The organism is Variovorax sp. ISS6 (assembly GCF_056523145.1).
Map to the genome: position 1 here is coordinate 2,648,940 of NZ_JAWRZC010000001.1, position 24,225 is coordinate 2,673,164.

General features: G+C 65.6%; 12 protein-coding genes and 2 pseudogenes. 8 read left to right on the top strand and 6 right to left on the bottom strand.

From position 1 onward, the window contains the following. Positions 1-7: 7 nt before the first annotated feature. From sdhD to AC1HIL_RS12080, 3 genes are all read right to left on the bottom strand, one after another. Positions 8-373, bottom strand: a complete 366-nt coding sequence (sdhD, locus tag AC1HIL_RS12070; protein WP_057595821.1) for a succinate dehydrogenase, hydrophobic membrane anchor protein — start codon at positions 371-373, stop codon at positions 8-10. 13 nt (positions 374-386) lie between these two features. Next, positions 387-833 carry a succinate dehydrogenase, cytochrome b556 subunit gene (sdhC, locus tag AC1HIL_RS12075; protein ID WP_261208645.1) on the bottom strand — a complete coding sequence of 149 codons (447 nt, stop codon included), beginning with the start codon at positions 831-833 and terminating at the stop codon, positions 387-389. Between the two features lie 228 nt (positions 834-1,061). Next, on the bottom strand, positions 1,062-1,823 hold the full coding sequence (locus AC1HIL_RS12080; RefSeq protein ID WP_057595823.1) for a GntR family transcriptional regulator: 762 nt from the start codon (positions 1,821-1,823) through the stop codon (positions 1,062-1,064). Positions 1,824-2,031: 208 nt separating this feature from the next. On the opposite strand from AC1HIL_RS12080, the gene AC1HIL_RS12085 reads away from it, so the two are divergent. From AC1HIL_RS12085 to AC1HIL_RS12105, 5 genes are all read left to right on the top strand, one after another. Next, entirely contained in the window at positions 2,032-3,018 is a 987-nt protein-coding gene (locus AC1HIL_RS12085; protein ID WP_057595824.1) for a malate dehydrogenase, read from the top strand. A gap of 13 nt (positions 3,019-3,031) precedes the next feature. Then, a complete protein-coding gene (tam, locus tag AC1HIL_RS12090; protein WP_093348765.1) occupies positions 3,032-3,814 on the top strand; it encodes a trans-aconitate 2-methyltransferase in 783 nt (260 codons plus the stop codon). Continuing rightward, positions 3,811-4,824, top strand: coding sequence for an HpcH/HpaI aldolase/citrate lyase family protein (locus tag AC1HIL_RS12095; RefSeq protein WP_479671879.1), 1,014 nt, complete (start codon positions 3,811-3,813; stop codon positions 4,822-4,824). The genes tam and AC1HIL_RS12095 overlap by 4 nt, the downstream gene beginning before the upstream one ends. 32 nt (positions 4,825-4,856) lie before the next feature. Then, a complete protein-coding gene (locus AC1HIL_RS12100; RefSeq protein ID WP_057595827.1) occupies positions 4,857-5,432 on the top strand; it encodes a hypothetical protein in 576 nt (191 codons plus the stop codon). Positions 5,433-5,545: 113 nt separating this feature from the next. Continuing rightward, positions 5,546-8,131 (top strand): bifunctional aconitate hydratase 2/2-methylisocitrate dehydratase, encoded by a 2,586-nt coding sequence (locus tag AC1HIL_RS12105; RefSeq protein WP_479671880.1) that lies wholly within the window; start codon positions 5,546-5,548, stop codon positions 8,129-8,131. 110 nt (positions 8,132-8,241) lie between these two features. Here AC1HIL_RS12105 and AC1HIL_RS12110 read toward each other — a convergent pair whose 3' ends face one another. Together AC1HIL_RS12110 and AC1HIL_RS12115 are read right to left on the bottom strand one after the other, a co-directional pair. Continuing rightward, the gene (locus AC1HIL_RS12110) at positions 8,242-9,105 is read right to left on the bottom strand and encodes a hypothetical protein (protein WP_479671881.1); all 864 of its coding nucleotides are present in this window, start codon (positions 9,103-9,105) and stop codon (positions 8,242-8,244) included. A gap of 11 nt (positions 9,106-9,116) precedes the next feature. Next, positions 9,117-10,253 (bottom strand): DUF2827 domain-containing protein, encoded by a 1,137-nt coding sequence (locus tag AC1HIL_RS12115; RefSeq protein WP_479671882.1) that lies wholly within the window; start codon positions 10,251-10,253, stop codon positions 9,117-9,119. Positions 10,254-10,762: 509 nt separating this feature from the next. Here AC1HIL_RS12115 and AC1HIL_RS12120 point away from each other — a divergent pair. After that, positions 10,763-10,846: pseudogene (locus tag AC1HIL_RS12120) on the top strand (ESPR domain-containing protein); the annotation flags it as partial. 419 nt (positions 10,847-11,265) lie between these two features. Here AC1HIL_RS12120 and AC1HIL_RS12125 read toward each other — a convergent pair. Beyond that, the gene (locus AC1HIL_RS12125; protein ID WP_409976489.1) at positions 11,266-11,532 is read right to left on the bottom strand and encodes a hypothetical protein; all 267 of its coding nucleotides are present in this window, start codon (positions 11,530-11,532) and stop codon (positions 11,266-11,268) included. On the opposite strand from AC1HIL_RS12125, the pseudogene AC1HIL_RS12130 reads away from it, so the two are divergent. Beyond that, a pseudogene (locus AC1HIL_RS12130) lies at positions 11,492-21,829 on the top strand (YadA family autotransporter adhesin); the annotation flags it as partial. The gene AC1HIL_RS12125 and the pseudogene AC1HIL_RS12130 sit on opposite strands and share 41 nt — an antisense overlap. Before the next feature lie 975 nt (positions 21,830-22,804). Then, the gene (locus tag AC1HIL_RS12135) at positions 22,805-24,199 is read left to right on the top strand and encodes a YadA family autotransporter adhesin (protein ID WP_479672490.1); all 1,395 of its coding nucleotides are present in this window, start codon (positions 22,805-22,807) and stop codon (positions 24,197-24,199) included. Positions 24,200-24,225: the final 26 nt, after the last annotated feature.

Below are 24,225 nucleotides of genomic sequence, written 5' to 3' on the forward strand. Positions count from 1 at the left end.
GGGGTCGTCAGATTTTCCAAAGCACTTGAATGGCCCAACCCGCACAACCGACCAGCCAGACGATGGTGAAGATCTGGAGCACGAGGCGGATCGCGACGGGCTGGATGTAGTCCATCCAGATGTCGCGCATGCCGACCCACACGTGATAGAGCAGCGACACGATGACGCAGAAGGTCAGGACCTTCATCCACTGGGCGGCGAAGATGCCGGCCCACAGGTCGTAGCCGATCGGGCCGCGCGTGAAGATCAGCTGCGCCAGCAGGATGATCGTGAAGAGCGCCATCAGGGCGCCCGTGACGCGCTGGCTGAGCCAGTCGCGCAGACCGTAGTGCGCGCCGACGACGATGCGCTTGGAGCCGTAGTTCACAGACATTTCAGGCTCCTTCTCAGTACAGGCCGAACAGCTTGGCGCCGAGCACGACGGTCAGCAGGACGCTCGCGGCCAGCGTGAAGATGGCCGAGCTCTTGCCGAACTCCTTGGTCACGGCCTTGTGGCTCACGTCCATCCAGAGGTGGCGCACGCCGGCGATGAAGTGGTGCAGGTAGGCCCAGATCAGCGCGAGCACCACGAGCTTGAAAAACCAGCCCGGAACGAAACCAAGGCCGCTGTTGAAGGCGGCCTTGAACTTGGCGAACGAATAGTCGGACGAGAGCGAGGTGTCGAACATCCAGATGATGAACGGCAGCAGCAGGAACATCAGCGCGCCGCTGACGCGGTGCAGGATCGACACGATGCCGGCCGGAGGCAGACGGTAGGTCGTGAGATCGGTGAAGGCGTTGATGTTGCGGAATTCGCGACGCCGTGGTGTGGAGGAGGATGCAAGCTCTGTCATGGAGGGGCTTTCGTGGCTTGTTGATTGACTTGTTCTGAGAGCGAACGCTTTTGTTTTCTCTTCGGGAAATGCAAACAACGCAAAATTCTATTGCAATGCACCATCGCGCATCGGTCGCGCTCGCGTCGACGCACCGCCGCAGTCGGATGCTCTTGACTTCATAGCGTGTTGCGCGCGCCGCACGGCGGCTCGAAGCGTATTCGTTGCGTGGTCCATCGTGAGGCGCATTCAGCCGAGCTGGTTGCGATAGTGGTGCGTGTCGGTGCGATAGAGACCGCGGCGCAGTTCCATCGGCATGTCGTGGTACGTGTGGGCCACGCGTTCGACGCTCAGCAGCGGCATCTGCGGCGTGACGTCGAGCAGTTGCGCCTGCTCGGCATCGGGCAGCACCGCGCGGATCTTCTCTTCGGCGCGCACCATGCGCACGCCGAATTCGGTTTCGAACAGCGCATACATCGGACCGGGCCAGGCGCGCAGCCGCTCGGCCGTGAGGCCCTTGAACGGCGTGCCCGGCAGCCACAGGTCCTCGAGGATGGTCGGCACGCCGCCGTAGGCGAGCACGCGCCGCACCTGCAGCACGGCGTCGCCGGTGCGCAGGCCCAGTGCGCGCGCCACGTCGGCCGAGGCGCGCAGGCGCTTGCAGTCGACGATGGTGCGTTCGGCCGGACCTTCCGCGTTCGGATGGCCGGTGTCGGGCACCAGCTTCAGGAAGCGGTACTGCACATGCTGCTCGGCATGCGTGGCGACGAAGGTGCCCTTGCCCTGGCGCCGCACCACGAGGTTCTCGGCCGCGAGCTCGTCGATCGCCTTGCGCACCGTGCCCTGGCTGACGCGAAAGCGCACGGCCAGGTCCATCTCGCTCGGGATCGGCTCGCCCGGCTTCCACTCGCCCGCCTGCAGGCTCTGCAGGATCAGGGTCTTGATCTGCTGGTAGAGCGGGCTGAACGAGGGTGTCGTGGGCTCGTCGAGGGTGGTGGTGGGGCTGTTCATGGCAGGGCGTGGGTAAGCGCCGTAGCGGAACCCGGAGGATATCTTATATAAGACATAAGACGGGGCTCATCGAATCGGCTTAAAATGCCCGCCGTTCCCGCGCCGCGGCCGTCCGGCCCGTTTCGGACCTTCCGGCCGCCCCGCGAGACTTCCGCCGCCGCGTCTCGCGCGTGCGTCGACACCGTCACATCACTTCTGGAGTCTTCCCATGAGCAAAAAGCCCGTCCGCGTTGCCGTCACCGGTGCCGCCGGTCAAATCGGTTATGCCCTGTTGTTCCGTATCGCGTCCGGCGAAATGCTCGGCAAGGACCAGCCGGTCATCCTGCAATTGCTCGAAATCCCCGACGAGAAGGCCCAGAAGGCGCTCAAGGGCGTGATCATGGAGCTCGAGGACTGCGCCTTCCCGCTGCTGGCCGGCGTGATCCCCAGCGGCGACCCGCTGGTGGCCTTCAAGGACGCCGACTACGCGCTGCTCGTGGGTGCCCGTCCGCGCGGCCCCGGCATGGAGCGCGCCGACCTGCTGGCCGCCAACGCGCAGATCTTCACGGCCCAGGGCAAGGCGCTCAACGCCGTCGCCAGCCGCGACGTCAAGGTGCTGGTGGTCGGCAACCCGGCCAACACCAACGCCTACATCGCCATGAAGAGCGCGCCGGACCTGCCGCGCAAGAACTTCACCGCCATGCTGCGCCTGGACCACAACCGTGCCGCCAGCCAGATCGCCGCCAAGACCGGCACCGCCGTGGGCGACATCGAGAAGCTCACCGTCTGGGGCAACCACTCGCCCACGATGTACGCCGACTACCGCTTCGCCACCGTCGGCGGCAAGAGCGTCAAGGACCTGATCAACGACCAGGTCTGGAATGCCGACACCTTCCTGCCCACCGTCGGCAAGCGCGGCGCCGCGATCATCGAAGCGCGCGGCCTGTCGTCGGCCGCCTCGGCCGCCAACGCCGCCATCGACCACATGCGCGACTGGGCCCTGGGCTCGAACGGCAAGTGGGTCACGATGGGCATTCCGTCGGACGGCCAGTACGGCATTCCGAAGGACGTGATCTTCGGCTTCCCGGTCACCACCGAAAACGGCGAATACAAGCTGGTCGAAGGCCTGGCCATCGACGAATTCAGCCAGGAACGCATCAACAAGACGCTCAAGGAACTGCAGGACGAGCAGGCCGGCGTCGCCCACCTGCTGTAAGCCAGGCACCGGCATGCTCGACTGGAACCCCGCGCTCTATCGTCGCTACGAGGACGAGCGCACCCGCCCCGCACAGGAACTCCTGGCGCGGGTGCCTCTGGCGGAGGCGGCCCGCGTGGTCGACCTCGGCTGCGGTCCGGGCAACTCCACCGAGCTGCTGGTCCACCGGTTCCCGAAGGCCCAGGCCCTCGGGACCGACAACTCCGAAGCCATGCTGGTCAGCGCGCGCGAGCGCCTGCCCGGCGCGCGCTTCGAGCTGAGCGACATCGCGACCTGGGCGCCTTCCGCGGAAGCGGCGCCCGACCTCATCTATGCGAACGCGTCGCTGCAATGGGTGCCCGATCACGAAACGCTGATCCCGCGCCTGTTCGACGCGCTCGCCCCCGGCGGCGTGCTGGCCATCCAGATGCCCGACAACCGCCAGGAACCCACGCACCGCCTGATGCGCGCGCTCGCGGCCGAAGCACCCTGGGCCGAGCCCATCGGCGATGCCGACCGGCTGCGCACCAGGCTGCTGCCGCTGGGCGGCTACTACGACCTGCTCGCGCCGCGCGCGGCCAACGTCGATGTCTGGCACACGATCTACCAGCACCGCATGGCCGATGCCGCCTCCATCGTCGAATGGGTGCGCGGCACGGGCCTGAAGCCCTTCGTCGACCGGCTGCCGCCCGACCTGCAGGCCAGCTACCTGGCCGAATACGAGCGCCGCGTGAACGAGGCCTACCCGGCACGCACCGACGGCAAGCGGCTGCTGGCCTTCCCGCGCATGTTCATCGTGGCGCAGAAGAAGGCGTGACCACCGTGAGCGAACGCGCCCCCGCCCATCCCGCCCAGGTGCTGCTCGGCGCGCAGGCCGGCGCCGTCAGCCTGCCGGTGTGCGACCACTACAGCGGCGTCGAGGCGCGCATGAAGAAGAGCCTCGCGCTCCAGGCCGAGATGGCCGAGGAGTTCGGCGCCTGCGTGTTCGACGTCACCCTCGACTGCGAGGACGGCGCCCCGGTGGGCGGCGAGGCCGAGCATGCCGCGCTGGTCACCGAGCTGGCGCTGGCCGCCAGGCCCGGCATGCGCGTCGGCGTGCGCGTGCACCCGGTCGACCACCCGGCCTTCGCGGGCGACGTGGTCACCATCGCGGGCCGTGCCGGCCAGCGGCTGAGCCACCTGATGGTGCCGAAGGTCGAGTCGGTGGCCGATGTCGAGCAGGCCGTGGCCGCGCTCGATGCCGCCGATGCGGAAACGCTGCCGCTGCACGTGCTGATCGAATCGCCTTTCGCGGTGCACAACGCCTTCGACATCGCGGCGCATCCGCGCGTGCAGTCGCTGAGCTTCGGCCTGATGGACTTCGTTTCGGCCCACGCCGGCGCCATCCCCGCCGAGGGCATGGGCGCCGCGGGCCAGTTCACGCACCCGCTGGTGGTGCGCGCCAAGCTGGCGATCGCCTCGGCCGCGCATGCGCACGGCAAGGTGCCCTCGCACTGCGTGGTGACCGAGTTCAACGACATGGACGCCATGCGCACCGCGGCCCGCAAGGCGGCCCGCGAATTCGGCTACACGCGCATGTGGAGCATCCATCCGAACCAGATCCGGCCGATCCTCGAGGCCTTCGCGCCCGACGAGGCGCAGATTCAAATTGCCACAAATATCCTGGTCAAGGCGGCGGCCGCGGATTGGGCGCCGACACAAATTGATGGCACATTGCACGACCGCGCGAGCTACCGTCATTTCTGGCAGGTACTGACGCGTGCCCACGCAACAGGGCGCGCGTTGCCGCCAGAGGCCCAGGCCTGGCTGACGCCCGCGGTCTCCTGAAACCTCCGAACCAGCCTCAAGGAAACCGTCACATGAAGAAAATCGCCCTGATCGCCGCAGTGGCCCTGGCTCTGCCGTTCGGTGCGCTGGCCCAGAGCAGCAGCACGCCCGCCAAGCCGGCCGCTGCCAAGCCCGCCGCCAAGTCCGCCGAAGCCAAGAAGGCACCGCCCAAGCGCCAGGTCACCCGCAAGGCCGCCAAGGCCGTCGAGGAAGTCACGCCGATCAGCGACGACACCAACATCGTGCTCACCGAGTCCGACCTCGAGGTCGCCAAGCGCGTGTCGACCGGCAAGGCCCAGTGCGAACTCGGCGCCGACGTGACCGTGACCGAGGACGAGAAGAAGCCCGGCTTCTTCACCGTGACCACCAAGGGCCTGCGCTACCGCATGCACCCGGTCGAAAGCCGCACCGGCGCCATCCGCCTCGAAGACCCCCGTGCCGGCGCCATGTGGCTGCAGCTGGGCAACAAGTCGATGCTGATGAACCAGAAGGCAGGCCTGCGCATCGCCGACGAATGCCAGACGCCGGCCCAGATCGCCTTTGCCGAAGAAATGAAGAAGAACCCGCCGAAGAGCCTTTTCGAAGGCGCTGACGGCGACAAGAAGTAAGTCGACCCCCACGAGGGGCGGCGCGGCTCTTGCTTGCCGACCGGCGAAGGCCGGGCGGCGGGCCGAGCACCGCGCCGCATGCCCTCCAGCCCCAAGTTTCCGGAGAAAAGAAGATGTTGCAAGCCTACGTTGACCATGTCGCCGAACGCGCCGCGCTCGGTATCCCGCCGCTGCCCCTGAGCGCGAAGCAGACCTCTGAAGCGATCGAGCTCCTCAAGAGCGCGAACGAAAAGGACGGTGCCTTCCTGCTCGACCTGCTGACCCACCGCGTGCCCGCGGGCGTGGACGACGCTGCCAAGGTCAAGGCCAGCTACCTCGCGGCCGTGGCGCATGGCACCGAGAAGAGTGCGTTCATCACGCGCGCCCGTGCCACCGAACTGCTCGGCACGATGCTCGGCGGCTACAACATCAGCCCCATGATCGACCTGCTGGACGACGCCGAAGTCGGCGCCGTCGCGGCCGAGGGCCTCAAGAAGACGCTGCTGATGTTCGACCAGTTCCACGACGTCAAGGAAAAGGCCGACAAGGGCAATGCCAACGCCAAGGGCGTGCTGCAGAGCTGGGCCGATGCCGAGTGGTTCACCAGCCGTCCCGAAGTGCCGCAGAGCATCACCGTCAGCATCTTCAAGGTGGCCGGCGAGATCAACACCGACGACCTGTCGCCCGCGCCCGACGCGACCACGCGTCCCGACATCCCGATGCACGCCCTGGCGATGCACAAGAACGCGCGCCCCGGCATCGTTCCGGAAGAAGACGGCAAGCGCGGCCCGGTGAAGTTCATCGAGGACCTGCGCGCGCGCGGCCACCTCGTGGCCTACGCCGGCGACGTGGTCGGCACGGGTTCGTCGCGCAAGAGCGCCACCAACTCGGTGCTGTGGTTCACCGGCGAAGACATCCCGTTCGTGCCCAACAAGCGCTTCGGCGGCGTCTGCCTCGGCGGCAAGATCGCGCCGATCTTCTACAACACGATGGAAGACTCGGGTGCGCTGCCGATCGAGCTCGACGTGACGCAGATGAACATGGGCGACGTGGTCGAGCTGCGTCCCTACGAAGGCAAGGCCCTGAAGGACGGCCAGGTCATCGCTGAATTCACCGTGAAGAGCGACGTGCTGTTCGACGAAGTGCGCGCCGGCGGCCGCATTCCGCTGATCATCGGCCGCGGCCTCACGGCCAAGGCGCGCGAAGCGCTGGGCCTGCCGGTCTCCACGCTGTTCCGCCTGCCGCAAAGCCCGGTCGACACCAAGAAGGGCTTCTCGCTGGCGCAGAAGATGGTCGGCCGCGCCTGCGGCCTGCCCGAAGGCCAGGGCGTGCGCCCGGGCACCTACTGCGAACCCAAGATGACCTCGGTCGGCTCGCAGGACACCACCGGCCCGATGACGCGCGACGAGCTGAAGGACCTGGCCTGCCTGGGCTTCTCGGCCGACCTCGTGATGCAGTCGTTCTGCCACACGGCGGCGTACCCGAAGAAGGTCGACGTCAAGATGCACCACGAACTCCCCGAGTTCATGGCCAACCGCGGCGGCGTTTCGCTGCGCCCGGGCGACGGCGTGATCCACAGCTGGCTCAACCGCCTGCTGACCCCGGACACCGTGGGCACCGGCGGCGACAGCCACACCCGCTTCCCGATCGGCATCAGCTTCCCCGCGGGCTCGGGCCTCGTGGCCTTCGCTGCCGCCACCGGCGTGATGCCGCTGGACATGCCCGAGTCGGTGCTGGTGCGCTTCAAGGGCAAGATGCAGCCCGGCGTCACGCTGCGCGACCTGGTCAACGCGATTCCCCTGTACGCCATCAAGTCGGGTCTGCTGACGGTGGCCAAGCAAGGCAAGAAGAACATCTTCTCGGGCCGCATCCTCGAAATCGAAGGCCTGCCCGACCTCAAGGTCGAACAAGCCTTCGAGCTCAGCGACGCCTCTGCCGAACGCTCGGCCGCCGGCTGCACGGTTCACCTGAACAAGGAACCGATCCAGGAGTACATCAACAGCAACGTCACGCTGATGAAGTGGATGATTGCCGAGGGCTATGCCGACGCGCGCACGCTGCAGCGCCGCATCGCCGCGCAGGAAGCCTGGCTCAAGGACCCGCAACTGCTCAAGGGCGACGACGACGCCGAGTACGCGGCGGTCATCGAGATCGACCTGGCCGACATCCACGAACCCATCGTGGCCTGCCCGAACGACCCCGACGACGTGAAGACGCTGTCGGACGTGGCCGGCGCCAAGATCGACGAAGTGTTCATCGGCTCGTGCATGACCAACATCGGCCACTTCCGCGCCGCGTCGAAGCTGCTCGAAGGCAAGCGCGACATCCCGGTCAAGCTGTGGATCGCGCCGCCGACCAAGATGGACGCGCAGCAGCTGACCGAGGAAGGCCACTACGGCGTGTTCGGCAATGCCGGTGCCCGCACCGAAATGCCGGGCTGCTCGCTGTGCATGGGCAACCAGGCCCAGGTGCGCGAAGGCGCCACGGTCATGTCGACCAGCACCCGCAATTTCCCGAACCGCCTGGGCAAGAACACCAACGTGTACCTGGGCTCGGCCGAACTGGCCGCCATCTGCTCGCGCCTCGGCCGCATCCCGACTCGGGAAGAGTACATGGCCAGCACCGGCGTGCTCGATGCGTCCAGCGCGCAGATCTATCAGTACCTGAACTTCGACAAGATCGAGGACTACAAGGGCGTGGCGGATTCGGTCACGGCCTGAGCCCGATGACGGCCGGACCGCTTCGGCCGGCATCGACGAAGCCCCGCACCCGCGGGGCTTTTTTCATGGCGCGTGCGCCAGGGCGGTCAGGTCAGGGCCGGGCAGGGCGCTCAGAGCGCCGGTGGGCGGTTCGGGCTCAGGTACTGCGTGCCCCTGAGTTCCATCGCCGCACCCGCGGGACCGCCCACCGCATGCGGCAGCGATGTCACCAGCGAGGTCGCGAAGTCGCCGCGGTAGAGCTTGGCCCCCTGGTGCGTGAGGTTGGAGTTGGCGTCGATGTGGATCGCCTCGCCCAGGCCCGACCAGAGGCGGCAGAAGCCGTAGTCCTCCGAGAGATAGCGGCGCGTCACGGGGTCGACCATCACGTCGAAGAAGCGGTAGTGCAGGCCGAGGTCGGCCTCGCCGATGCTGTCGGGCACGTAGCTGAGCTCGGGGTAGCTCGCCATCAGCCGCTCGAACACGCCGCGCTTGATCGCCATGAAGCCCGTGGGCGCTTCGGTCATCTTCATGAAGCCGTCGGGTTGCACCTCGAGCTCGACCTTGCCGCTGGCTTCCGAGGCGCCTGCATTGACGGTGTAGCGCGTGAAGGTGGCATCGAACTGCGCGCGCGTGGTGCCGGCCGCGACGCCTTCGGGTGGCCAATCCTCGCGCTTGAGCGGATAGACGCCAGCGGCGATGTCGTGGTCCGAGAGCAGCAGCCGGAACGCCGCCTGCGCCGAGAAGCCGATGTCCGCGTCGATCCAGAACAGGTGGGTCCATTCCGGGTTGGCGAGGAACTGGGCCACGCAGTTGTTGCGCGCCCGGGTCACGAGGCTTTCGCCCTGGTGGAACAGCACCTGCATGCGCATGCCGGCGCGCTCGGCCTCGATGGCGAAGTTCATCATCGACATCACGTAGTTCTGGAAGAACTTGCCGTCGTGGCTCGGCGTGACGATCACGGGAAAGAAGCGCTGGAGGGCGGAGGGTTCGAGCATGGCGGCTCCGGTTATCGGGCGGGGCGCTGCATCAGGCCGAGCAGCAGCGCGTTGTACACCTCGGTGGCGGCCGCGTTGCCGGGCAGGTAGCGGTCGATCAGGCCGCGCTGGCGCTCGCGGTAGGCGAGCGACTGCGCATCGTGCGTGTCGATCGCCTCGAGCACGCGCGCGCTGCCCGCGGCCACGTCGTTGGCTTCGTAGTAGTAGCCGAGGTCCGCGCACAGGTGGGCGTTGTGCACCAGCGGATAGCCCTGCCAGCAGGTCTCGAGATAGAAGTAGTTGAGCGGGTTCTCCCACTGGTGCGAGATCACGATGTCGGTGTTCTGCGCCAGGAAGGTCGGCGTGTCGTGCCGGCCCAGGAACACGGCCTTGTGCTCGCGCACCAGATCGAGCTGGTTCATCAGGGTGATGAATTCCATGTTCTCGCGCGCCATCTTCTCGGCGTTGGCCACCTGCAGCAGCGCGATCGCCTCGCGCCGCGCGCGGTAGGCCAGTTCGGCGACCAGGATCGGGTAGAGGCAGAACTTCACCACGTTGATGTTCGGCTCCATCACGCTGAGGCGCCGCGGGCCGACGCGCGGCTGGTAGACGCCGCCCTCGGGCAACCCGCGCGTGCGCTCCTCGAGGAACACCGGGCTCCAGACGAAGGGCACGGCGCGCGCCTCGATCCGGCGCAGCACCTCGAAGTAGGGCTGGCTGATGTGCGCCACCTGCGGAACCATCCAGATGTCGTCGTAGCGCTGGTTGACGAACAGGTTCCGGCCCCACAGCGGCTTGTTGAACAGCATCGACTCCATCGCGTGCACGTACTCGAAGCCGCAGCAGTACGACACCAGCCGGGCGCCGCGCTGCTTGAGGTAGTCGGTCTGCAGGTGGTCGATCTGGCCGCCCAGCTCGATCAGCACGTCGACGCTGTCCTTCGCTCCCTCGAAGTTCGTCGTGGGCCAGCGCGCCTGGTCCCAGGGCAGGGCCGACGTGATCGGCGTGGCCGTGGTGTTGACCAGCACCACCGAGGCCACGCCCGGGCAGTGCTTGAGCGCCTCGGCCAGAAACACGGCGTTCTGCTTGATGCCGTTGTTCCAGAGGGTTTCGGCTTCGTGGTGGAGGCCGATGGTGATGCCGATGCGGAGGCGGTTGGTTGAATTCACTTTTGTTGCCCAATTGTTAATTGATGCCGCCTGTGCTTTGTGGTGAGAAATAAATCACAGGTGAATAAGTTGTTATGTGAACAAGTTCCACATTGGACTGGCGTCGAGGGCGATTCCGCTCAATTCATCAAGCCATGCGCTGCGATGGCGATGTGAATTAATTCCATACGATTGAGAAAAAGTCCTTACGAAACATTGGCTTGCGGCGTGACTGTCACTGGTTTTGGCTGGCATCGAGATTCTATGTTTTCGCAGCCAAGAGACTATCCGGAGACAATTGTTAATCAGTGTGAATGTTAATTTCACGCTGTTCTGTGAACTAAATCATCGAAATTTTTCAAGCAATTTTTCTCGATGCATTTCGAATGTAAACAAGTATGTACATTCCACCGCTCTTGTGAACAGCGCGGTGATTGAGATCTCGGCGACGAGCGTCAAGCACGACCCTTTCACATTTTTGCCGGGACCTCCCGCGCCGGTCCCGAGATTCCACACGCAGTTGGCAGTCAATGAACAAGTCATATAGAAGTATCTGGAATGAGTCGCTCGGTGCATGGGTGGCTGCTTCGGAAATCACTTCCGCCCGAGGCAAGCGCAGCAGTTCGGCTGCCGTGATCTCGGGTGCCGTGCTGAGCGTCGCCCTGGCGTCCTTCGGTTTGATGGAGAGCGCGAACGCCTACATCGTCGGACCGCCGAACGGCGCCTGCAACACGGGTGCGAACACCGGCCCCGATGGCAAGGCCTACCCGGCGACGGTCGATCCGGTCGACGGCTCCGGCGTGTACTCGACGGTGGTGGGCGGGTGCTCGGCCAACGGTGGCGGCTTCCTGGGCGTGACGCTGTTCGGGTCGTTTACCAGAGCCACGGGCAAGGGCGCCAGCATGTACGGCATGGGGTCGACTGCCGCGCAGTTCGCCTCGGCCTTCGGCTTGCAGGCCAACGCCTCCGGCATCAGCAGCGTGGCGATGGGTCACAACTCCGTGGCCAGCGGCGGTACCAGCCTCGCGATCGGCTACTCCGCCAATGCGCTGGGGCCATCGGCCATCGCGATCGGCCCGAACGCCAACGCGGCGGCCCTTGGCTCGTCGAACCTGGCGATCGGCTCCGGAGCGCTGGCCACGGGCACGGCTGCAAGCCTGGGCGATTCGACCGCCATCGGCACCAGCGCCAAGGCCACGGGCCAGGACTCGACCGCCGTCGGCGGCCAGACCACCGCGTCGGGCAAGAACACGCTCGCGATCGGCAACAACGGCACGACGGCATCGGCGGATGGCGCCACCGCCTTCGGCGTCGGCGCGACCGCCTCCGGTCAGAACTCGCTGGCGGCTGGCAACGGTTCCCTTGCTTCGAACAACGGTTCGATCGCCATCGGCAGCAACGCGAACGGCGTGGCCACCTCGGCGGCGACCGACGGCATCGCCATCGGCGGGCAGTCCTCGGTCGTGGCAGCCGCCACCTCCGGCATCGCGGTGGGACGCGGCGCCGTGGTCAACGGCGCCTTCGGCATCGCGCAGGGCGATGGCGTGACCAGCGGCGCGACGGGCCGCAACGTGGCGATCGGCTCCAGCGGGACCATGGCCAACGGCGGCAGTGCGAACGGCGGCGCCGTGGCGATCGGCCGCAATCAGAAGGCGACAGGCGACGGCGCGGTGGCAATCGGCGATCCGAACACTGCCACTGGCACAGGAGCGGTGGCCGTGGGCGCCGACAACACGGCCAACGGGACCGGAGCGCTCGCGGTCGGTAACGCCAACAATGCAATCGGCACGGCCGCCATCGCGCTGGGCAGCACCTCGAACGCTACCGCGAACGGCACCGTGGCGATCGGTAATGTGGCGAATGCCTATGGCACCGAAGGCGTCGCGATCGGTTCGGGCGTACGGGCCAACACCTTCGGTACCGCGATCGGAACCGGCTCCAACGCTGCTGGCATGAGTTCCACCGCCATCGGCCAGGCTGCCAGCGCCCAGGGCCTCAATTCGACGGCGATCGGGCTCAACAGCCGCGCCCTGGCGACGCAGGGGGTGGCGATCGGCGCGATCGCCACCGCAGGCGACAACGCGTTGGCCATGGGGTATAGCGCGAACGCCTTGGGAGGCAGCAGCCTGGCTCTTGGGGCCCTTTCCACGGCCAATCAGTCCGGAGGGGTGGCGGTCGGCACGTTCTCGCAAGCGACCGGATCTTCTGCCACGGCCTTGGGCACCGCCGCCAATGCATTCGGCAACAGAAGCGTGGCGCTCGGGCGCGACGCGGCTGCCGGCAACACGGGCAGCGTCGCCATCGGCAACACCGCCAATGCCGTGGCTGCCAACGCCGTGGCGATCGGCACCGTGTCGATCGCCACGGGTGCCGACTCGCTGGCGCTTGGCACCAACGCGCGTTCCATCGCGGACGGCGCCATCGCCATCGGCAAGAACGCCGCCATCGGCTCGAACACCGACGTCAACACCATCGCGATCGGCACGAACGCGAACAGCTGGGGCGGCAGCATCGCGCTGGGTACCGGCGCATCCGCCGACCAGATCGGGGTGGCGCCGCAGAACGCCTCGATCGCGATCGGCGGCAATGCTACGACCGACGACCGGACCACCCGCAGCATCGCGATCGGCAACGGTGCCGTCGTCAAGTCGGCGGACCTGTCGGTCACCGATGCGGCGATCGCCTTCGGCGCCAACGCGATCAGCCTGGGCTCGAACGCGGTGTCGATGGGCACGGGCGCCAACGCCGCCTATGCCAACAGCGTCGCGCTGGGCGCGGGCAGCGTGACGGGCGCCAAGGCGCCGACCGGCAACGGCTTCCTCACCGGCACCAACGCACCCGCCTCCGAAGTCTCGGTGGGCTCGTCGTCGGCCCTGCGGCGCATCACCAACGTGGCCGATGGTGCGGCGCTGCAGGACGCCGTGACGGTGGCGCAGCTGAGCACGGGCATGAGCACGACCGCCAGCAGCATCGGCAGCCTGTCGACCTCGACCTCGACCGGCCTGAGCACCGCGACCAGCAGCATCGCCAGCCTGTCGTCGGGCCTGAGCACGACGAACAGCCGGGTGTCGAGCCTGTCGACCTCGACATCGACAGGGCTGAGCACCGCCACCAGTTCCATCAGCAGCCTGTCGACCTCGACATCGACGGGCCTGAGCACTGCGACGAGCAGCATCGGCAGCCTGTCGTCGGGTCTGAGTACGACGAACAGCAGCGTGTCGAGCCTGTCGACTTCGACGTCGACCGGGTTGAGCACGGCGACCAGTTCCATCGGCAGCCTGTCGACCTCGACCTCGACGGGCCTGAGCACGGCCACGAGCAGCATCGGCAGCCTGTCGTCGGGTCTGAGCACGACGAACAGCAGCGTTTCGAGCTTGTCGACTTCGACATCGACTGGATTGAGCACGGCGACCAGCGCCATCGGCAGCCTGTCGACCTCGACCTCGACGGGCCTGAGCACTGCGACGAGCAGCATTGGCAGCCTATCGTCGGGTCTGAGTACGACGAACAGCAGCGTGTCGAGCCTGTCGACGTCGACGTCGACCGGGTTGAGCACGGCGACCAGTTCCATCGGCAGCCTGTCGACCTCGACCTCGACGGGCCTGAGCACTGCGACGAGCAGCATCGGCAGCTTATCGTCGGGGCTGAGCACGACGAACAGCCGCGTGTCGAGCCTGTCGACCTCGACATCGACAGGGCTGAGCACCGCGACCAGTTCCATCGGCAGCCTCTCCACGTCGACTTCCACCGGCTTGAGTACGGCAAACAGCCGCATCGATGGCCTGTCGACCGGACTGAGCACCACGACCAGCAGCATCGGCAGCCTGTCGTCGGGCTTGAGCACGACGAACAGCAGCGTGTCGAGCTTGTCGACTTCGACGTCCACCGGCTTGAGCACGACCACGAGCAGCATCGGCAGCCTGTCGACCTCGACTTCGACCGGCCTGAGCACTGCGGCGAGTTCGATCGGTAGCCTCTCGACGTCCACTTCGACAGGCCTGAGTACCGCGACCAGCTCCATCGGCAGCCTGTCGTCGGGTCTGAGCACGACGAACAGCAGTGTGTCCAGCTTGTCGACTTCGACATCCACGGGGCTTAGCACCGCCACGAGCTCCATCGGTAGCCTCTCGACGTCGACTTCGACGGGCCTGAGCACGGCAACGAGCTCGATTGGCAGCCTCTCCACGTCGACGTCCACGGGCCTGAGCACGGCCACCAGCAGCATCGGCAGCTTGTCATCGGGTTTGAGTACGACGAACAGCAGCGTGTCGAGTCTGTCGACATCGACATCGACGGGTCTCAGTACCGCGGCCAGCAGCATCGGTAGTCTGTCTACCTCGACTTCCACTGGCTTGAGCACGGCCACGAGCAGCATCGGCAGCCTGTCCACGTCGACCTCGACAGGCCTGAGCACTGCAACCAGCTCGATCGGCAGCCTGTCGACCTCGGCCTCCACCGGTCTGAGCACCGCCACGAGCTCAATCGGTAGCTTGTCGTCGGGTCTGAGCACGACGAATAGCAACGTGTCGAGCCTGTCGACTTCGACGTCCACTGGCCTGAGCACTGCGACAAGTTCGATTGGCAGCCTGTCCACATCGACGTCGACCGGTCTGAGCACGGCAACGAGTTCGATCGGCAGCTTGTCTACTTCTACGTCGACGGGCTTGAGCACGGCCGCGAGTTCCATCGGTAGCCTGTCGACTTCGACGTCGACTGGCTTGAGCACGGCAACGAGCTCGATCGGCAGCCTGTCCACGTCGACCTCTACCGGTCTGAGCACGGCCACGAGCAGCATTGGCAGCCTGTCCACATCGACGTCTACGGGCTTGAGCACGGCGAACAGCCGGATCGATGGCCTGTCGACAGGACTGAGCACCACGACCAGCAGCATCGGCAGTCTGTCGTCAGGCCTGAGCACGACGAACAGCAGCGTGTCGAGCTTGTCGACTTCCAGTTCCACCGGCTTGAGCACGGCCACGAGCTCGATCGGTAGCCTCTCGACGTCGACGTCCACGGGCTTGAGCACCGCGACCAGCAGCATCGGCAGCCTGTCGACCTCCACCTCGACGGGTCTGAGCACGGCCACGAGTTCCATCGGCAGCCTGTCGACTTCGACCTCCACGGGTCTGAGCACTGCAACGAGCAGCATCGGTAGCCTCTCGACCTCCACGTCGACTGGCTTGAGTACGGCGACGAGTTCCATCGGTAGCCTGTCCACCTCGACTTCCACGGGCCTGAGTACCGCGACGAGCAGTATTGGCAGCCTCTCGACCTCGACGTCGACCGGTTTGAGCACGGCAACGAGTTCCATCGGCAGCCTGTCGACGTCCACGTCGACGGGCCTGAGCACTGCGACGAGTGCCATCGGCAGCCTGTCCACGTCGACCTCGACGGGGCTGAGCACCGCGGCAAGCAGCATCGACAGCCTGTCGACTTCTACCTCGACTGGGTTGAGCACGGCGACGAGCTCCATCGGTAGCCTGTCCACATCGACGTCTACCGGCTTGAGCACGGCGACCAGCAGCATCGACAGCCTCTCGACTTCGACGTCGACGGGCCTCAGCACGGCGACGAGTTCGATCGGCAGCTTGTCTACTTCTACGTCGACGGGCTTGAGCACGGCCACGAGTTCCATCGGCAGCCTGTCGACCTCGACGTCGACTGGTTTGAGCACGGCAACGAGCTCGATCGGCAGCCTGTCCACATCGACCTCTACCGGTCTGAGTACTGCAACGAGTTCGATCGGCAGCCTGTCGACCTCCACGTCGACGGGTCTGAGCACGGCCACGAGCAGCATCGGCAGCCTGTCCACATCGACGTCTACCGGCTTGAGCACGGCGAACAGCCGGATCGATGGCCTGTCGACAGGACTGAGCACCACGACCAGCAGCATTGGCAGCCTGTCGTCGGGCCTGAGCACGACGAACAGCAGCGTGTCGAGCTTGTCGACTTCCAGTTCCACCGGTTTGAGCACGGCCACGAGCTCGATCGGTAGCCTCTCGACCTCGACGTCCACGGGTTTGAGCACTGCGACCAGCAGCATCGGCAGTCTCTCGACCTCGACGTCTACCGGCCTGAGCACCGCGACGAGTTCCATCGACAGCCTGTCGACCTCGACGTCGACCGGTTTGAGCACGGCCACGAGCTCCATCGGCAGCTTGTCGACGTCCACCTCGACGGGCTTGAGTACGGCAACGAGTTCCATCGGCAGTCTGTCCACGTCGACTTCGACGGGTCTGAGCACCGCCACGAGCAGCATCGATAGCCTGTCTACCTCGACCTCCACGGGTCTGAGCACTGCAACGAGCTCTATCGGAAGCCTCTCGACGTCCACGTCGACGGGCCTGAGTACCGCGACGAGCAGCATCGATAGCCTCTCGACTTCGACGTCGACTGGCCTCAGCACGGCAACGAGCTCCATTGGCAGCCTGTCGACCTCCACGTCGACGGGTCTGAGCACAGCGACGAGCAGTATCGATAGCCTCTCGACTTCGACGTCGACTGGCTTGAGCACCGCAACGAGCTCGATCGGCAGCCTGTCCACCTCGACCTCCACGGGCCTGAGTACAGCGACCAGCAGCATCGATAGCCTGTCGACCTCGACGTCGACTGGCTTGAGCACGGCAACGAGTTCGATCGGCAGCCTGTCGACCTCTACGTCGACGGGTCTGAGCACCGCGACAAGCAGCATCGATAGCCTCTCGACCTCGACGTCCACTGGCCTGAGCACGGCAACGAGCTCCATCGGCAGCTTGTCCACCTCGACCTCGACGGGTCTGAGCACCGCTACGAGCAGCATTGGCAGCCTGTCGACTTCGACCTCCACGGGTTTGAGCACGGCGACCAGCAGCATCGATAGCCTGTCGACCTCCACGTCGACTGGCCTGAGCACGGCAACGAGCTCGATCGGTAGCCTGTCCACCTCGACCTCTACGGGCCTGAGTACAGCGACGAGCAGCATCGATAGCCTCTCGACTTCGACGTCGACTGGTCTGAGCACGGCAACGAGCTCGATTGGCAGCCTGTCTACCTCGACCTCAACGGGTCTGAGCACCGCTACGAGCAGCATTGGCAGCCTGTCGACTTCGACCTCCACGGGTTTGAGCACGGCGACAAGCAGCATCGATAGCCTCTCGACCTCGACGTCGACTGGTTTGAGCACGGCAACGAGCTCGATCGGCAGCCTGTCCACGTCGACCTCTACCGGCCTGAGCACCGCAACGAGTTCGATCGGCAGCCTGTCGACCTCCACGTCGACGGGTCTGAGCACTGCAACGAGCAGCATCGATAGCTTGTCGACTTCGACGTCGACCGGTTTGAGCACAGCGACGAGTTCCATCGGTAGTCTGTCGACCTCCACGTCGACGGGTCTGAGCACTGCCACGAGCAGCATCGATAGCTTGTCGACTTCGACGTCGACCGGTTTGAGCACGGCGACGAGTTCCATCGGTAGCCTGTCGACCTCCACGTCGACGGGTCTGAGCACCGCCACGAGCAGCATCGACAGCTTGTCGACTTCGACCTCCACGGGTCTGAGCACTGCGACGAGTTCCATCGGTAGCCTGTCGACCTCGACCTCCACGGGCCTGAGCACGGCAACGAGTTCCATCGGCAGCCTCTCGACCTCGACTTCGACGGGGCTGAGTACGGCAACAAGCAGCATCGATAGCTTGTCGACATCGACTTCGACTGGCCTCAGCACGGCAACGAGCTCGATCGGCAGCCTGTCGACCTCGACTTCCACGGGCTTGAGCACGGCCACGAGCTCCATCGGTAGCCTGTCCACCTCGACCTCTACGGGCCTGAGTACCGCGACGAGCAGCATCGATAGCCTCTCGACTTCGACGTCGACGGGTCTGAGCACTGCCACCAGCAGCATCGACAGCCTGTCGACCTCGACATCGACTGGCCTGAGCACTGCGACGAGCTCGATCGGCAGCCTGTCGACCTCGACTTCCACGGGCTTGAGCACGGCCACGAGCTCCATCGGTAGCCTGTCCACCTCGACCTCTACGGGCCTGAGTACCGCGACGAGCGGCATCGATAGCCTCTCGACTTCGACGTCGACGGGCCTGAGCACTGCCACCAGCAGCATCGACAGCCTGTCGACCTCGACATCGACTGGCCTGAGCACTGCGACGAGTTCGATCGGCAGCCTGTCGACGTCCACGTCGACCGGTCTGAGCACTGCGACCAGCAGCATCGATAGCCTCTCGACTTCGACTTCCACGGGCTTGAGCACGGCCACGAGCTCCATCGGTAGCCTGTCCACCTCGACCTCTACGGGCCTGAGTACTGCGACGAGCAGCATCGATAGCCTCTCGACTTCGGCGTCGACTGGCTTGAGCACCGCAACGAGCTCGATCGGCAGCCTGTCCACCTCGACCTCCACGGGCCTGAGCACAGCGACCAGCAGCATCGATAGCCTGTCGACCTCGACGTCGACTGGCTTGAGCACCGCCACGAGCAGCATCGACAGTCTCTCGACCTCGACGTCTACTGGCCTGAGCACTGCCACCAGCAGCATTGGTAGCCTGTCCACCTCGACGTCGACTGGCCTCAGCACTGCAGCGAGCTCCATTGACAGCCTGTCGACCTCCACGTCGACAGGTCTGAGCACGGCAACGAGCTCGATTGGCAGCCTGTCTACCTCGACCTCGACCGGCTTGAGCACTGTGACGAGTTCCATCGACAGCTTGTCGACCTCGACGTCCACCGGCCTCAGCACTGCAACGAGTTCCATCGGCAGCTTGTCCACCTCGACCTCGACGGGGCTGAGCACCGCTACGAGCAGCATTGGCAGCCTGTCGACTTCGACCTCCACGGGTTTGAGCACGGCGACGAGCAGCATCGATAGCCTCTCGACCTCGACGTCGACTGGTTTGAGCACGGCAACGAGCTCGATCGGCAGCCTGTCCACGTCGACCTCTACCGGCCTGAGCACCGCAACGAGTTCGATCGGCAGCCTGTCGACCTCCACGTCGACGGGTCTGAGCACTGCAACGAGTTCCATCGGTAGCCTGTCGACCTCGACCTCCACGGGCCTGAGCACGGCAACGAGTTCCATCGGCAGCCTGTCGACCTCGACTTCCACGGGCTTGAGCACGGCCACGAGCTCCATCGGTAGCCTGTCCACCTCGACCTCTACGGGCCTGAGTACCGCGACGAGCAGCATCGATAGCCTCTCGACTTCGACGTCGACGGGTCTGAGCACTGCCACCAGCAGCATCGACAGCCTGTCGACCTCGACATCGACTGGCCTGAGCACTGCGACGAGCTCGATCGGCAGCCTGTCGACGTCCACGTCGACCGGTCTGAGCACTGCGACCAGCAGCATCGGTAGCTTGTCGACCTCGACATCGACTGGCTTGAGCACGGCAACGAGCTCTATTGACAGCCTGTCGACCTCCACGTCGACCGGGTTGAGCACGGCCACAAGCTCCATCGGCAGCTTGTCGACGTCGACCTCTACAGGTCTGAGCACCGCAACAAGCAGCATCGGCAGCCTGTCCACGTCGACCTCGACGGGTCTGAGCACTGCGACCAGCAGCATCGATAGCTTGTCGACATCCACTTCGACTGGCCTGAGCACGGCAACGAGCTCGATCGGTAGCCTGTCCACGTCGACCTCCACGGGTCTGAGCACCGCGACGAGCAGCATCGACAGCTTGTCGACCTCGACGTCGACTGGACTGAGTACGGCAACGAGCTCGATTGGCAGCCTGTCCACATCGACGTCGACCGGATTGAGCACGGCGACCAGTAGCATCGACAGCCTGTCGACCTCCACGTCGACGGGGCTGAGCACCGCGACGAGTGCCATCGGGAGCCTGTCCACCTCCACCTCCACGGGCCTGAGCACGGCGACCAGCAGCATCGGTAGCTTGTCGACCTCGACCTCGACTGGCTTGAGCACCGCGACGAGTTCGATCGGCAGCCTATCGACCTCCACGTCGACGGGTCTGAGCACGGCAACGAGCTCTATCGACAGCCTGTCGACTTCGACCTCCACGGGGTTGAGCACCGCGACGAGTTCGATCGGTAGCCTGTCGACGTCCACGTCGACCGGTCTGAGCACGGCCACGAGTTCCATCGGAAGTCTGTCCACGTCGACCTCTACGGGCCTGAGTACCGCGACGAGCAGCATCGATAGCCTCTCGACTTCGACGTCGACTGGTCTGAGCACGGCAACGAGCTCGATCGGCAGCCTGTCCACATCGACGTCGACCGGATTGAGCACGGCGACCAGCAGTATCGACAGCCTGTCGACCTCGACTTCCACGGGCTTGAGCACGGCGACGAGTTCGATCGGCAGCCTCTCGACCTCCACGTCGACCGGTCTGAGCACGGCGACCAGCAGCATCGATAGCTTGTCGACATCGACTTCGACTGGCCTGAGCACGGCAACGAGCTCGATCGGTAGCCTGTCCACGTCCACCTCGACGGGCCTGAGCACCGCAACCAGCAGCATCGATAGCCTGTCGACTTCGACGTCGACTGGCCTCAGCACTGCAACGAGCTCCATTGGTAGTCTGTCCACGTCGACCTCGACGGGTCTGAGTACTGCGGCGAGCAGCATTGGTAGCCTGTCCACCTCGACTTCCACGGGGCTGAGCACCGCAACCAGCAGTATCGATAGCCTGTCGACTTCGACCTCCACCGGCTTGAGCACTGCGACGAGTTCCATTGGTAGCTTGTCGACCTCGACGTCGACTGGTCTGAGCACGGCAACGAGTTCCATCGGTAGCCTGTCCACCTCGACCTCTACGGGCCTGAGTACCGCGACGAGCAGCATCGATAGCCTGTCGACCTCCACGTCGACTGGTCTGAGCACGGCAACGAGTTCGATCGGCAGCCTGTCTACGTCGACTTCGACGGGTCTGAGCACGGCAACGAGCTCGATCGGTAGCCTGTCCACGTCGACCTCGACTGGTCTCAGCACCGCCACGAGCAGCATTGGCAGTCTCTCGACCTCGACGTCCACTGGCCTGAGCACGGCAACGAGCTCTATTGACAGCCTGTCGACTTCGACCTCTACGGGCTTGAGCACAGCGACAAGCTCCATCGGTAGCTTGTCCACCTCAACCTCTACGGGTCTGAGCACTGCGACGAGCAGCATCGACAGTCTTTCGACCTCGACGTCGACTGGCCTCAGCACGGCAACAAGCTCGATCGGTAGCCTGTCCACGTCCACCTCGACGGGCCTGAGCACCGCAACCAGCAGCATCGATAGCCTGTCGACTTCGACCTCCACCGGCTTGAGCACTGCGACGAGTTCCATTGGTAGCTTGTCGACCTCGACGTCGACTGGTCTGAGCACGGCAACGAGTTCCATCGGTAGCCTGTCCACCTCCACCTCTACGGGCCTGAGTACCGCGACGAGCAGCATCGATAGCCTGTCGACCTCCACGTCGACTGGTCTGAGCACGGCAACGAGTTCGATCGGCAGCCTGTCCACGTCGACTTCGACGGGTCTGAGCACCGCGACGAGCAGCATCGATAGCCTCTCGACCTCCACGTCGACTGGCCTTAGCACGGCAACGAGCTCGATCGGTAGCCTGTCCACCTCGACCTCTACGGGCCTGAGTACCGCGACGAGCAGTATCGATAGCCTGTCGACCTCCACGTCGACTGGCTTGAGCACGGCAACGAGCTCCATCGGTAGCCTCTCGACGTCAACCTCGACAGGTCTGAGCACGGCCGCGAGCAGCATTGGCAGCCTGTCCACGTCCACCTCGACGGGTCTGAGCACTGCGACCAGCAGCATCGATAGCTTGTCGACATCCACTTCGACTGGCCTCAGCACGGCAACGAGCTCGATCGGCAGCCTGTCCACGTCCACTTCGACGGGTCTGAGCACGGCGACCAGTAGCATCGGCAGCCTTTCGACTTCCACGTCGACCGGCCTGAGCACCGCGACGAGCTCCATTGGCAGTTTGTCCACGTCGACCTCGACGGGCCTGAGCACGGCCACCAGCTCTATCGGCAGCTTGTCGACCTCGACGTCGACTGGCCTGAGCACGGCCACGAGCAGCATTGGCAGCCTCTCGACCTCGACGTCGACTGGCTTGAGCACGGCGACGAGCTCTATCGGTAGCTTGTCCACGTCGACTTCGACGGGTCTAAGCACCGCCACGAGCAGCATCGGTAGCCTCTCGACCTCCACGTCGACTGGCTTGAGCACGGCGACCAGCTCGATCGGCAGCTTGTCGACCGGCCTCAGCACCGCCACCAGCAACATCGACAGTCTCTCGACCTCGACCTCCACCGGCCTGAGCACGGCGACCAGTTCCATCGGCAGCCTGTCGGTCGGTCTGAGCACCGTCAGCAGCGGCATCGGCAGCCTGTCGATCGGCCTGAGCACGACGAACAGCACCGTCAGCAGCCTGTCGACCTCCACGTCGAGCGGCCTGAGCACTGCGACGAGTGGCATCAACAGCCTGTCGACGTCCACCTCGAGCGGCCTGAGCACGGCGACGAGCAGCATCAACAGCTTGTCGACCTCGACGTCGACGGGCCTGAGCACGGCGACGAGCAGCATCAACAGCTTGTCGACCTCGACGTCGACGGGCTTGAGCACGGCGACCAGCAGCATCAACAGCCTGTCGACATCGACCTCGACCGGTCTGAGCACGGCCACGAGCAGCATCGGCAGCCTGTCGACCGGGCTGAGCACCGCGACCAGCAACATCGGCAGCCTGTCGACGGGCCTGAGCACGACGAACAGCAATGTCGCGAGCCTGTCGACCTCGACCTCGACCGGCCTGAGCACCGTCACCAGCGGCATCGGCAGCCTGTCGAGCGGGCTGAGCACGACGAACAGCAACCTCAACAGCCTTTCGACCGGCATCAGCAGTTCCGTCAGCGGCGTGAGCAGCCTGTCGACCGGCCTGAGCACCACCAACAGCACCGTCACCAACATCTACAACAACGGCACGAAGTACTTCCACGCCAACTCGACCGCAGGCGACTCGCAGGCCACCGGCCAGGAGTCGGTGGCGATCGGGCCGCAATCGGTGGCCAGCGGCGCGAACTCCTTTGCCGCGGGCAACGGCGCGAAGGCGACGGCCGACGGCGCGGTGGCGGTGGGCTTCGGGGCGCAGGCCACGGGCACGAACGCGATCGCGATCGGCAGCGGGGCACTGGCCACCGGTTCGCAGGCGATCGGTGCGGGCGCCAGCGCGGGCGGCAAGGGCGTGGCGATCGGCGACAGCGCGGACGCGGGCGGCACCTCGAGGAGCGCGGCGCCCAACGTCTCGAACGGCACGGCCGTCGGCTTCAACGCGGTGGTCCAGCAGACCGGCGGCGTGGCCCTGGGCTCGGGCTCGAAGTCGACCACGGGCGCCGGCGTGGCCGGCTACGTGCCAGGCAGCGCCAACGCAGCGCAGGAGGCGGCGATCAAGGCCACCACCAGCACGCAGGGCGCGGTGTCGGTGGGCGATGCGGCCAGCGGCCAGTTCCGCCAGATCACCGGCGTGGCCGCGGGCTCGGCCGACAGCGACGCCACCAACGTGGCGCAGCTCAAGGCGGCCTCGGCGGCTTCGAAGGCCAGCAGCGTGCAGTACGAGACCAACCCCGACGGGTCGGTCAACTACAACCAGATCACGCTGGGCGCCGGCCAGGCGGCGGGCGGCACGCGCATCAGCAACGTTGCACCGGGCATCCTGCCGGGCGACGCGGTCAACGTGCAGCAGCTGAACGACGTGCGCAACCAGATCGGCGACGTGGCGCGCGTGGCCTACTCGGGCACGGCGATGGCGTTCGCGATGTCGGGCACCTACCTGCCGACGCTCTACCCCGGCGAGAAGACCGTGGGCGTGGGCTTCGGCAGCTACAAGGGCTACAGCGCGGTGGCGCTGACCTTCAAGGCGCTGTCGGACGACGGCAAGATGTCCTGGGGCGCGGGCCTCTCGACCACGGGCAAGGAATGGGGCATCAACGCCGGCATCGGCTGGAAGTGGAAGTAAGTCACAGGGAGAGAAAAGCCCCCGCG